Below are 12,642 nucleotides of genomic sequence, written 5' to 3' on the forward strand. Positions count from 1 at the left end.
TCACCCCTGTTTCGATTTGTTGTAGACGTCGAAGATCACAGCGGCGAGCAGGACGAGGCCCTTGATCATCTGCTGGTAGTCGATGCCGATCCCCATGATCGACATGCCGTTGTTGAGCACACCCATCAGGAAGGCCCCGACCACGGCGCCGACGATCTTGCCGACCCCGCCGGACATCGACGCGCCGCCGATAAACACCGCCGCGATCACGTCGAGCTCCAGCGCAAAGCCCGCCTTGGGCGTCGCGGTGTTGAGCCGCGCGGCGAAGACGAGGCCCGCAGCGGCGGCCAGAATACCCATGTTCACGAAGGCGAGGAACGTCAACCGCTCGGTCTTGATGCCTGACAGCTTGGCCGCCTTCTGATTGCCACCCAGCGCGTAGATGCGGCGGCCGAGGATCGTGCGTTCGGTGATGAACGCATAGACGATGGTCAGCACGCCCATCGTGATCAGCACGTTCGGCAGACCCCGGAAGGTCGACAGCTTGAACATGATGAAGATCAGCGCGATGCCGACGATGGCGTTTCGAGCAATGAAGAAGCTGCGCGGCTCGTCCACGATGCCATAGGCCCGGTTGCGCGCCCGCTTGCGGATACCCGTCGACACCACCGCAAAGGCGGCGATCAGACCCGTGCATAGCGCCAGAACGTTCACCTGCCGCGCGTCGAAAATCGGGGCGAGCGCCGCGCCGATCCCTTCGGGGAAGATGTCGGGCACAAAGCCGTTGGCGATGACCTGAAACTGCTGCGGGAAGGGTCCGACGGACTGCCCTTCGAGCAGCCAGAGAGACAAACCGCGAAACACCAGCATCCCGGCCAGCGTCACGATGAAAGACGGAATCTTCCAATAGGCGACCCAATAGCCCTGCGCCGCACCGATGACGCCGCCCGCCAGCAGGCAGACGAGGATCGTGAAGAGGAAGTTGAACTCGTAATTGACGATCATCACCGCCGCGAGCGCGCCGATAAAGCCCATCACCGAGCCGACCGAAAGGTCGATGTTGCCCGACACGATGACGACCAGCATCCCCAGCGCCATGATGATGATATAGCTGTTTTGCAGCAGCAGGTTCGTGATGTTGACGGGGCGCAGCAGCGTCCCGCCCGTGACGATCTGGAAAAAGGCCATGATCGCGATCAGGGCGAACAGCAGCCCGTATTCCCGCATATGACCCAACAGGTATTCGCCGACGCCCTTGGGCTGGTTTTCTTCGACAGTGTTCTCAGCAAGTGCCATGTCCGGCCCCCCTATTCCGTCACGATGAGCGACATGATCCGCTCCTGGCTGGCTTCATTCGCGGTCAGTTCCCCGACGAGCGCCCCTTCATTCATCACATAGACGCGGTCGCACATGCCGAGCAGTTCGGGCATCTCGGACGAGATCATCAGCACGCCTTTGCCCTGTGCGGACAGGTCGTTGATGATCCCGTAAATCTCGAATTTCGCGCCAACGTCGATCCCGCGCGTGGGCTCGTCGAGGATCAGAACCTCGGGCCCGGCAAAGAGCCATTTCGACAGCACCACCTTCTGCTGGTTGCCGCCCGACAGGTTCATGACCTTCTGAAAGACGCTGGGCGTGCGGATGTTCATGGCGCGCCTGTATTCTTCGGACACCTCGGTTTCGCGGTTGTCGTCCAGGATGCCGCCCCGCGACACGCCGTCGAGATTGGCCAGCGTCACATTGCGCAGGATGGTCTCTTCCAGCACGAGGCCAAGGCTCTTGCGATCCTCGGTCACATAGGCGAGGCCCGCGTCAATGGCGCGATGCACCTTGCTGACGTCGACGGGCTTGCCGTGCATCTTCACGGTGCCGGAAATATTGCGGCCATAAGACCTGCCGAAAATGCTCATCGCCAGTTCGGTGCGGCCCGACCCCATCAGCCCGGCGATCCCCACGACCTCGCCCGCCCTGACGTGGAAGTCGGCGGATTTGATGACCTGCCGCTCGGCGTGTTCCGGGTGCCAGACGTTCCAGTCCTCGACCTCGAGAAGAACCTCGCCCGCCCGGCGTTCGCGGCTCGGATAACGATGGGCCATGTCGCGGCCCACCATGTCGCGCACGATGGCGTCCTCGGTGATGGTCTGGGTCTTGGCATCCAGCGTGGACACGGTCGTGCCGTCGCGGATCACCGTGACCGTATCGGCCACCCGGCGCACTTCGTTGAGCTTGTGGCTGATGATGATCGACGTGACACCCTGTGCCTTCAGCTCCAGCATCAGGTCGAGCAGCGCCTGACTGTCGGATTCCGACAGCGCCGCGGTCGGCTCATCCAGAATGAGCAGGCGCACTTCCTTGGACAGGGCTTTGGCGATCTCGACAAGCTGCTGCTTGCCCACGCCTAGCTTGTCCACCAGCGTCGTCGGCGCCTCGCGCAGGCCGACCTTGCGCAATAGCTCGGTGGTGCGCTGGAACGTGCCGGGCCAGTCGATGACCCCGCGTGTGGCGTTCTCGTTGCCCAGAAACAAGTTCTCGGCAATGGACAGAAGCGGGACGAGCGCCAGCTCCTGGTGAATGATGATGATGCCGCGCGCTTCGCTGTCGGCAATGTCGCGGAACTCGGCCAGCGCGCCGTCGTAATGGATTTCGCCGTCATATGTGCCTGCGGGATAGACCCCGGAAAGCACTTTCATGAGCGTGGATTTCCCGGCACCGTTTTCGCCGACCAGTGCGTGAATTTCACCCTGCCTGACGGTCAGGTTCACCTCGTCGAGCGCCTTGACACCCGGGAACGTCTTGGTGATCGAACGCATTTCGAGAAGCGCGGTCATCGCCACCCCTTTCGATAAACCGAACCTGCCCGGACCGAAGCCCGGGCAGATCGGGAGAAGATCAGGTGATTACTGGATCTGATCCATCGTGTAGTAGCCGGAGTCCACCAGCCGCTCTTCCCAGTTCTGCGCCGTCACGGGGAGCGGCTCGAGCAGGTAGGAGGGGACGACCTTGACGCCATTGTCATAGGTCTCGGTGTCGTTGATCTCGGGCTCACCGCCTTCGAGCAGCGCATCGACCATGCCCACGGTGACGCGGGCCAGTTCGCGGGTGTCCTTGAAGATCGTCGAGTATTGCTCGCCGGCAAGGATCGACTTGACCGAGGGAACCTCGGCGTCCTGACCCGTGACGATCGGCATCTCCTGATCGCCGGAGCCATAGCCCACGCCCTTGAGCGAGGACAGGATACCGATGGACAGCCCGTCGTAGGGCGACAGCACACCATGAACCTGCTTGTCGGTGTATTGCGCCGACAAAAGGTTATCCATGCGCGCCTGCGCCACGGCACCGTCCCAACGCAGGGTGCCGACCGTGTCCATGCCCATCTGGCCCGACGCGACCTCGATGCTGCCATCGTCGATCAGCGGCTGGAGCACGCTCATCGCGCCGTCATAGAAGAAGTAGGCGTTGTTGTCGTCGGGCGAGCCGCCGAACAGCTCGACGTTCCACGGGCTGACGTCCGGGAAGCGTTCCTTCAGACCTTCGACCAGCGTGGTGGCCTGCTGCACGCCGACCTTGAAGTTGTCGAAGGTGGCATAGTAGTCGACGTCCCCGCTGTCGCGGATCAGGCGGTCATAGGCGATCACCGGGATGCCGGACGCCGCGGCGTTGGCCAGCGCGTTCGACAGGGTGGTGCCGTCGATGGCGGCGATCACGAGCGCGTCGACACCCTTGGTGATCATGTTCTCGATCTGGGCCAACTGGTTCGGGATGTCGTCTTCGGCATACTGAAGATCGGTCTCGTAGCCCGCCTCCTCGAACTGGGCGACCATCGAATTGCCGTCGGAAATCCAGCGGGCCGATGATTTGGTCGGCATCGCGATGCCCACGGTGTCGGCCCAGGCCGCAGGCGCGGATGCGAGCACGGCAATGGCACTGGCCGAAGCCAGGAAAGTCTTGAATTTCATGGTGTTCCTCCACTTTGTCGCGCTCTCCCGGCGCGAACTCTCCCTGAAGGTCCTTGCGAACCCAGCCAAGGCCTAGGCTGCGGCTGCATAACAATCAAATCCGAGTTTTGACAATCTGCATACTATGAATGATATGTTTATCGCATGGATATTGCGCACCGCCTGAAACCCAGCCATATGCAACTCCTTCTGCACATTGCCGAAACCGGCCAATTGCAACGGGCGGCCCAGCTTTGCGCCATGTCGCAACCTGCCGCGTCGCGCATTCTGTCCGATATCGAGCGCCAGATCGGCAGCCCTCTGTTCGACCGGCATCCCAAGGGCTCGACGCCGACGGAACTCGGGTCAGTCGTGATCCGGCACGCCAAAGTGGTCCTGCAAGAGCTGGATGAACTGGAAACCGACGTGGCCCGCCACACGACGGGCGAGATGGGGCAGGTGCGCGTCGGCGCGGTCACGGGCCCCGCGGTCGGGTCGCTCATTCCAGCGATCCGGCGGATCCGCTCGCGAACGCCGGATATCGAAATGACGGTCGAGGTCGGCCCCTCGAACGAACTCGTCCGGGGCCTCGCAGAGGGGCGCTTCGATTTCGTCATCGCGCGGCTGCCGCCGGGATACGACTCCCGCGATTTTCGCATGTACCCCGCGCGCAGCGAAGAGGTCGCGCTGGTCGTGCGGCCCGGCCACCCGCTCGCCACGCGCAGGGGCGTCCGACTTTCGGAGACACTGAACTTCGAATGGGTGATCCAGGCGATTGGCTCACCGATCCGCCAGGCGGTCGAAGCAGCCTTCCACGCCCGCGGGATCGACACGCCGGCACAAGTGACGAACTCGTCGTCCCTGCTCGTCATGCTCGCCATGCTCGACGGGACCGACGTGATCGCCCCCCAAAGCAGGGAGGTTTTCGACATGCTCGTCTCCGGCGGTCGCGGCGCGCATGTGGCCATGATCGACCTTGACGTGCCCCTGTCGGTGTCACCCTGCTTCATCATCCGCAATCGCTACAGCCGCCTGTCGGCGGCAGCAGAGCGGCTGTTTCAGGAAGTCTTGGCCGCGCTATAGCGGCGAGCCCCGATGCATGTCCCCGGACCGGAGCTTTCGCCCGGCCCCGCTGAAACCGGGGCCGGTGCACTTTTTGGAGGACTCTATCCTATTATTCGGCGGGGTATCACCCGAACAGGACAGGTGCGCATTTCAGGCGGTCAAGCCCTACCAGAGCAGCGACTGGCTCCCGCCAAGTTTCGAGTTTCCGAGTGGGCGGTAGCTTTCAACAAAAGCCTCGACTTCAGGCGCATCGAACAACGACAGGTAGGCGTCCGCCCATGCCAATTCGAAGCCCTGCACCTCGTCTTCGCCGTTAAAGAGCGTCTGCGCCTCGCCAGCGCGATCCGTGACCAGCGCTTCGTCTTCGAACGCAGCCGGCACGAAGGACGCGATCCGGTTGATCGCGCCGTCGCACTGGGAAAACAGGTCGTAACCGTCGTCGTCCAGCATCGTGGCCCCCACGACCAGCGGCGCGACCGCGTGGAGTTGGTAGTGCATGGCACGCGGACCGCGATCCATCTCGAGCGGAAGCGCTCCGACCTGATCCGCCTGGCAGGCAACGGTCATCAGTGAATACGCGCTCCAGGACCGCAGCAGGTCGTCATCGGTGGCGTCACCGACAGCGGCGGCCGCGAAGCCGGCCCAGGCGCGCAGGTTGTTGCGGCTCGCCTTGGGCGGCGCGTCGGCATCGAACCAGTTCATGCTGTGCGTCATACGCGCACGCAGCCACTGGTCGATGCGCTCGCCGGCCTCGGGCTCCGGTTCCACCACCTGCTTGGCCTGCCAGTAGGCCATCGCAAAGCCCGCAATGCGGGACGGGGCGGACAGGTTGGCATTCATGCTGCCCAGATCCGAGAGCGCGTCGCTTTCGGCCCATTGATCCAGGGCGGCGATGACGCAGCGCGCTTCGGACTCGGCATCGGCCCCCTCTTTCTCGAGCGCCGCATTGGCGTGAGAGGTCAGCTCCACGATGAAGTCGTCCACCGGGTCCAGCGCCTCGTTCACTTCGGCATTGGACTGTTCGTCGATGTCCGAGCGGTCCTCGCTCTCGTCGGTGTAGCGGCTCCCGTAGGACAGCGAGACCACGGGCTCGGGCACGTCAAAGCATGCCTCTCCCCCGCCCTGCGCCTCCTGGGCCTGCGCCCCCGTGGTCCCAAACGCAGTCGCGAGGGCCAGGAGGGATAAGGTCGTTTGGCGTTTCATTCGGATGTCCTTTCGTTTGTCAGAAGACCAACGCGGCTTTGCGCGGTCGGGTTTCCTGCTTCGGCGGCACGGTCAAGCCATGCGCGGGACTGCGCCGGGTCGGTCTCGACCCCGATGCCATAGGCATAGGCCTCGGACAGGAGCAGCATGGCTTCCCCCTGCCCCTGCGCCGCGCTCGCTTGCAGAAGCTCGGCGTAACGTCCGGTGCCGTCAGCCCCTTCCGCATCGCGCACCAGCTTGGCCAGTTCGAGCTGCGCGGTCGCATTGCCCTGTTCCGCAGCGGTCGCATAAAGCCCGCGGACGTCGATCTCGTCCTGAACCGCAGCCTTCAGCTCCGGGTCGGAGAACTTGAGCAGCTTGAGCGCGGAGGGGATGCCCTCGACGGTTGTCGCGTCGAGGTATTCGATCCAAAGCTCCTTGGCGTCCTCCAGCGCGATCTCGGCCTTCCCTTCCTTTCGCATCGCAAGCAACTTGCGATACGCGATCGGGTAGTCGAGCGCTGCGGACTTGCGGTAAAGCGTCATCGCCGCCTCCGTCGGGCGCTCAAAGAGGTCGGCGTTCGCGAGGAGCGCATCGCCAACCGCAACCAGCTCCCAGTCGACGCCGGATGCCGTGGCTTTCGCCACCTCGAACCAGTGGCGCGCGTCGTCCGGCCGGTCCAGCGCGAGCATGGCGTCAGCCATGCGCACCGCGTCCATGCCGTGACAGGGGATGACGGCCTGAATCCGGCCGATATAGTCCGCGATCCGCTCGGGATCGTTCAGATGGTACAGTGCGAAGGTCAGCGCCTGTGCATCGCCCGTGCGTTCGATGTCCTGCGCGAAAGCCTCCCACGCCGCCTGCGCGTCCATCTCGGGATCGACGTCAATGAGAAGCTCGATGGCGCGGCCGTTGCCCTGATGGGCGGCCTCGGTGGCGAAACGGATGATGTCGTCGCGCCGCGCCTCGCGCAGGCCCGGATCGGCATAGAGTCTTGCAAGGTCGATTTCCGCCCCGTCCTCGTCCGCTTCGACCGCCTTTTCAAACCAGACGCGCGCCGCGTCACGGTCGCCGTTGCGAAGCGCGGCCAGGCCACGGGCGGAATTGATGGGTTCGCCGTTGCGGCGAAGTGACCCGACCAGCGCTTCCAGACCTTCGGCAGACCCCTCGCCCATTTCCCTGAGCAGGTTGGCCAGCGACCGGCTTCGGTCGTTCAGCGCCTGCGACTGAAGCTGGGCCATCGTGACAAACGCCTCCGAGGGGCCCATCTCGCCCGTGTTCAGCTCTGCGGCCGTGATGGTCATGTCCCCGGAAAAGGCTTCTGCGCCATACCAAAGCTCGGCCTTGTCGAGGACCGGCGCCTCGGGTGCCCGGCAGTGATAGACCCGTTGGAGGGCCTGCATGAATTCCGTGCGCCCGTTCTCGCGCACCATCGCCCTGAGGCCCGAGGTCAACTCGGTGAAGGCCTCGTCACTGTCAACGTATCGCATCCGCAGGCGGGCATCGCGCAGCTTTGCCGCAGGTTTGCCCGGCTCCAATTCCAGCGCACGGTCGATAAGCGCCTGGGCTTTCTCTTCACCGGCCCAGCGCCCGTCACGTTCCAGGACTGCGTCGCTGAGTTGCGCGAACGCCCAGGCAGGCGGGTCGGGCAGTTCGGTTATGTCGGTCAGCAATGAGATGATCCGCGCCCTGTCATCCGGCGAGCCGTCGCTCTCCTGCTTCGCGAGGTTGGCGAGGCGGCTGTAGGCGGTCAGATCGCCGTGCGACGCGGCGGCCTCATACAGCGTGGCGGCGGCGTCGACATCCCTTTCCGCAAGAGCACCGCGTTGCAGGACCTGAGCCATCTCGGTCATCGCGTAGGGCAGTTCCCCGTCGGCGGCCCGCGTCAGGTGCGCCATGAGAACGTCATTGTCCTTGTCGATGAACTCCGCGCTCATGTGATAGCGCGCCACCTGCCAGGCGGCGTTGAAATCGCCGAGGCTCGCTGAAAACCGATACCAGGTTTCGGCGAGGTCGTGGTCCGTCTGCACCACGTCCCCCTTGGCATAATGGGAGGCAATCTGGTTGATCCGGTCGCAGACCAGCGGGTCCGCGTCGCCGATCTTGGCACCGAAGGCCATCGTGATGGCCACGTCCGGTGCGATGTTCCAATCCGGGACATCCAAGCCCGAGGCGGACATCGACGCGAGTTCGATGATCGCGTTCGGATGCCCCTCATAGGCGGCCGAGCGCAAGAGCGTCAGCGCCTGCGCGTCGTCACGTTCGACCCCGCCGCGCCCCTCGGACAACAGGGACGCAGCCGTAACCTTGACCGACCCCGATGCGCCGGGCGCCAGATCGACGAGGGACTGCGCCAGCCCTTCTTCCTCGATCTGATCACTGCGCCCGGCGGCTTCCAGAAGCGCGAGGCGGTCACGTTTGCGGTCGGAGTCGTCATAGGACTCCGACCGCTCATCAAGCAGCGCCTGCGCACGTTCGATCGTGTCGAACCATGTCGCGGCATCCATCTGCCGAAGCAAGCGCAGGTCCCGACGCACGAGGGCGTTGGACCGGTCGCCCAGTTCGGCACCGTCCCAGCCTTCCCAGCGCGCGCGCACCTCATGGTTGGGCGGACGCGGCACACAAAGGTCCTGTGGCGCCATTTCGGGCGGCGTGAACGTCACCTCGATGGGATCGGCCTGTGCGGGCAGCGCCGCCGACAGGGCCAGACAGGCCATCAGCGGAGCTTCGAGACGTATTGGGGCGGTCATGGATGCCTCCTGGATCGGGTGGCGGTTCAGTCGGAATAGGTGCTCTTGGCGACGCCGAGCTCAGCGGATTCCGCGTTACCCGTCACGACAACCGTTGAGCCGGTGCCGCGTTCGAGCGTGACGGGATCGAGGCTGGCGAGCGTCTCGCCGTCCTGGCGAAGCTCGAACGTCAGCGTCAGCGGCGCTTTCAGGGCCACGCCGGAATGTGCGCCGGGCGCCACATCGGCCATCGCGGCCGTTTCGGCCTCGACCGCATAAAGCTCGAAGCTCTCGAGGTCGCCGAGGTTGTACAGCAGCAGGTCAGCCTGCGCCGGGGAGTCCTCGACGGCGTCTTCGGTCAGGGTCGTCTCACCCTCGTCCGCGATCACCGTGTAATGCGTGTTGGCCCCGACCTCGAACTCCGAGGTGTCGTCGCCGATGTCGAGACCGACCGTGCCGGGCTGAACCTCGATATAGGGCGAAAAGCCCGCGTCGTTCATGTCCACATCGCTGCCGTCGATCCGCGCGCCGTCGTTCTCGACGTCGAGGACGCGCAGGAACGAGGCGTCGGGGGAGCTGGGTTCCGGATAAAGCCCGCCGTCCTGCGCAAAGGCAGGCGCGGAGACAAGGCAGGTTCCGATGAGAAGAGTGGTCAGACGTTTCATGTGGATGTGTCCTCCGTTTTGCAGATGGAAAGAGTCGCGTCGTCGGTCGCCGGACGATCCAGCGTGACGTCGACCCGGGTGAAATCGGCACGCCATGCAGGCGCGACGTATTGGTAGAACCAGCGCGTCGGCTCATAGCGGATGGGGCGGCGGATCGGTGTGCGCGCTTCGACACCCTCGCCAGTCGACAGCCGGATCACCGCCTCGCGGCCATTTGCCGACCCGGTATCGACCTCGATGTAGTCGTCCCGGCCCAGCGCGCCCTCGGGCAGCGTGGCGGTGAGGGTCATCGACCCGTCCTGTTCGGTGTCGAGCGGAGCGCACTCGGCCGCCATGGGCGCATGAAGCTCGCGCAGCGGCATCTCGCCGAACTCGCCAAGGTTGTTGTAGATCGGGTTCTCCCAGATCAGCACAGCGGGCGGGTTCTCGCGAAAGTCCTCCGACAGAATGTATGAGGTCATGCCCCCGAACTGGTTGCCGCCGGTGATCGAGTAATTGGCGACCGCAAGACCGCTTTCCTGCGCCAGGAACTGTTCGAAGTGAAAGCTGGCCTCGGCCGACATCGACGTTCCGGCCAGCGCGATCGGCGGGCCCGAGGCTTCGGCGGCGAAAATGCCAGAGCCTGCATCGGATTCGCTTGTGCGGGTGGTCGCGTAGCCTTGGACTTCGGCTGCGGGGACCGTCTCGCGGCAGAACTCCTGAATGGTCGTTCGCAGGCGCGAGTCCATCGGCTCGACCTCGGTCGCTTCGGTCTCGTAACCTGTCTTTTCAAGGTCGTCATAGTCCGGCATCGCGCGAATGGTCTCGCCGAGCGCCCCTGCGACGGCGCGCGCACCTTCGGGGCTCCAGTGGAAATCCGTCAGTTGGAACGGTGCGCCATCCGCCTCGCGCATGGCGCGCATGGTGTCGACGGTCGTGACGCCCGCATCGGTCAGCTTTCCGAGGAAGGCGTCATAGGCGACCTCGGCCACCTCCATGTCGAACCCGTAGGAGTCGACCCCGTCCGGCACGCGGTCCGGCATCGCGAGGCTCTTGGTCGGCACGGGAACATAGATCAACTCGGTGCCCAGTTCACGCAGCGCAGCCGCCATGTCGCCGATCAGCCCCGCGGCGCCGGTCGACAACGGTTGGTTCATGCGGAAGTCCAGCTTCAGCCGGAAGAACGCACCATCCTTGCCCTCGATAAGCGGGGGCGAAGCCCTGTCTAGGTTATTGCAGCCATAATTCGACGGTGCGGCCGTGAGCGGTGCCACGCCGAGCGTCAGGAGCGCACAGGATGCGGCGGAGGTGAGGCGTTTCATTGAACGGTCTCCTTTCCGGTGTTTTCCGGGTTCGTTTCATCGTCGAGGCGGGCCAGAAGCGTGCGCGCAGCGGCGCTCATGCCCAGATCGCCCTCGTCGCGTGCGATTTTCAGCAAGCCGCGGATCTGCTCCGGATCGCGCGGAGCCTCGCCCGACATCATGTCCCGCACGAGGTCCATCGCGGCTTCGGGATTACCGTTTTCGGCGCGTTCGATCATGATGCGGCGCACTTCGTCCGGCTTGCGTCCGAACGGCTCGCCGCTGGCATAGAAGTCGGCCAGAGCGTTCACGGCCCGGTCGCTGCCCTGCAACGCGAGGTTGCGCATCGCGTTCTCCAGATGCTGCAACCGCCCCTCAGAGAATTCGACCTCCGGGTCACGCAGCAGCTTGACCAGTTCGTAAACCGCGTAGTCCCGGCCCGTAAGCGCGGCCGAGGCGAAATAGAGCGCCGCGGCAGAGCGCACCTCCGGATCGTCCAGCGCCAAGAGCCGCTCGCCGTATTGAAACGAAGCGTTGCCGTCGCCCGCATCGGCAAGGCGCCGCATCTCGTCGAACGAGATGTATTGATCGGCCAGCATCCGGCGCCGGATGTCTTGAAGCTCCAGCGTCGGCAGGTCGCTTGTCCGGTTCACGCGATTGTCTATGGCCTGCGCGCGTACAACGGGCAGGTCAGTCCGGGTCTCGGGCACATCAACAGTGTCCGCTGTCCCGATGGACAGGATGAACGGAAGGGTGAGAGTGAGATTAACCATGAAGGGCCTCCTCAACGGTCATGTCGGGCTGACCAAGGTAGCGAACGGGGTATTCCCAGATCACCGTCTCGGCCTCGGCGCCCGCGCGCGCAGGGTCCGCGAGATAGTCGAGCATCGGGGCCAGCGGCCCGCGCCCTTCGGTCGCGAGGTTCAGGACGTCGCGCTGCAACGCCAGCTTGAGCGCAGGCGCGAAGCTCCAGCTTTTGTTGGCGCTGTAGGATGTGCCGATCAGGACGAGGTCGATGCCGTCCTCCGCCTCGCCGGCAAAGATGCCCCCCTCTGCGCCGCCGGCCTCTTCGGCCACATACGGCGTCACCCGCTCGGGTCCGAGCCCGAGGCTCGGGGCCAGCCGGTCGGAGGTGACGAAGGAAACGAGGTCGCCCACGAACTCTTCTGGCGCGCGCGGCCGGCGAATGAACTCGGTTCCGCCCGTCTCGACGTGTTCTGACTCAGCGACCCGGTCCGCGACCTGCGCTGCGCCACGCGGCGTCCAGTGTGTATCGGTGGTCAGGTACATCGGCGCATCGGACCGACCTGTCACAAGGGCCGGGCGCGTGTCGACCGAGGCGATGTCGCGATCGGCCAGCGCCGTGCGGAACCGGGCATATTGCTCGGCCATCGCGGCGCCCGCGCCATCCGGGGCCTCATCTCGGTAGATGTCCGCCTTGGCCGGGATCGGCACGAGGACGAGTTGCGTGTCCTGCTCGGCCAGCTCCCGCGCCACGACCTCGATCTGATCGACCGCGGCGGTGACGGAGTCCGGTTTGGCCGGGCGCATCTCCTCGTCGGAGAAAAGCCAGCGGTGCGACCCGGCCGTCACGCCTTCGCGTCCTTCACCAAGGAGCAGATAGCGCCCTGCCCCGATGAAACTCACGGCCGTTTCGCGGTGCGGCAGCGCGGCGCTGTAAAGCCCCGCCACCTCGCTCGCGGCCTCGCCGGTGATCACGTCGCCCTCGACGCCCTCGAGCAGCGGCTCGTCCGAGAAGATGTCGACATTGACGAAAAGCGCGTAGCCCATGAACAGAACCGGAAGCGCGTGTCTCAGCATGTAGAGTATGGTCTGCATCTTCGGC

The 12,642-nt window shown here is 64.7% G+C and carries 10 protein-coding genes; 1 reads left to right on the forward strand and 9 read right to left on the reverse strand.

The window, feature by feature from the left end; all coding sequences use genetic code 11:
* From mmsB to chvE, 3 genes are all read right to left on the reverse strand, one after another.
* Entirely contained in the window at positions 1-1,236 is a 1,236-nt protein-coding gene (gene mmsB, locus B2585_RS09195; RefSeq protein WP_292022225.1) for a multiple monosaccharide ABC transporter permease, read from the reverse strand.
* Positions 1,237-1,247: 11 nt separating this feature from the next.
* Positions 1,248-2,768 (reverse strand): multiple monosaccharide ABC transporter ATP-binding protein, encoded by a 1,521-nt coding sequence (gene mmsA / locus B2585_RS09200; protein WP_292022244.1) that lies wholly within the window; start codon positions 2,766-2,768, stop codon positions 1,248-1,250.
* Between the two features lie 69 nt (positions 2,769-2,837).
* Positions 2,838-3,896, reverse strand: a complete 1,059-nt coding sequence (gene chvE, locus B2585_RS09205; RefSeq protein ID WP_292022245.1) for a multiple monosaccharide ABC transporter substrate-binding protein — start codon at positions 3,894-3,896, stop codon at positions 2,838-2,840.
* Between the two features lie 144 nt (positions 3,897-4,040).
* On the opposite strand from chvE, the gene B2585_RS09210 reads away from it, so the two are divergent.
* Positions 4,041-4,958: a LysR family transcriptional regulator gene (locus tag B2585_RS09210; protein ID WP_292022247.1), complete on the forward strand. Its 918-nt coding sequence runs from the start codon at positions 4,041-4,043 to the stop codon at positions 4,956-4,958.
* Between the two features lie 147 nt (positions 4,959-5,105).
* Here B2585_RS09210 and B2585_RS09215 read toward each other — a convergent pair whose 3' ends face one another.
* Genes B2585_RS09215 through B2585_RS09240 form a run of 6 tightly spaced genes read right to left on the reverse strand, consistent with a single transcriptional unit; the run spans position 5,106 to position 12,635 of the window.
* Complete coding sequence (locus tag B2585_RS09215; protein WP_292022249.1) at positions 5,106-6,143, reverse strand: alginate lyase family protein; 1,038 nt, start codon at positions 6,141-6,143, stop codon at positions 5,106-5,108.
* The gene (locus tag B2585_RS09220) at positions 6,140-8,872 is read right to left on the reverse strand and encodes a tetratricopeptide repeat protein (RefSeq protein WP_292022251.1); all 2,733 of its coding nucleotides are present in this window, start codon (positions 8,870-8,872) and stop codon (positions 6,140-6,142) included. The genes B2585_RS09215 and B2585_RS09220 overlap by 4 nt, the downstream gene beginning before the upstream one ends.
* A 26-nt stretch (positions 8,873-8,898) precedes the next feature.
* A complete protein-coding gene (locus tag B2585_RS09225; protein ID WP_292022253.1) occupies positions 8,899-9,516 on the reverse strand; it encodes an alginate O-acetyltransferase AlgF in 618 nt (205 codons plus the stop codon).
* Positions 9,513-10,817 (reverse strand): alginate O-acetyltransferase AlgX-related protein, encoded by a 1,305-nt coding sequence (locus tag B2585_RS09230; RefSeq protein ID WP_292022255.1) that lies wholly within the window; start codon positions 10,815-10,817, stop codon positions 9,513-9,515. The genes B2585_RS09225 and B2585_RS09230 overlap by 4 nt, the downstream gene beginning before the upstream one ends.
* Positions 10,814-11,569, reverse strand: coding sequence for a hypothetical protein (locus tag B2585_RS09235; protein WP_292022257.1), 756 nt, complete (start codon positions 11,567-11,569; stop codon positions 10,814-10,816). Before B2585_RS09235 ends, B2585_RS09230 begins: the two co-directional genes overlap by 4 nt.
* Positions 11,562-12,635: an alginate O-acetyltransferase AlgX-related protein gene (locus tag B2585_RS09240; protein WP_292022258.1), complete on the reverse strand. Its 1,074-nt coding sequence runs from the start codon at positions 12,633-12,635 to the stop codon at positions 11,562-11,564. The genes B2585_RS09235 and B2585_RS09240 overlap by 8 nt, the downstream gene beginning before the upstream one ends.
* Positions 12,636-12,642 lie beyond the last annotated feature (7 nt).

The organism is Maritimibacter sp. UBA3975 (assembly GCF_002384975.1).
Taxonomy (GTDB): Bacteria; Pseudomonadota; Alphaproteobacteria; order Rhodobacterales; family Rhodobacteraceae; genus Maritimibacter.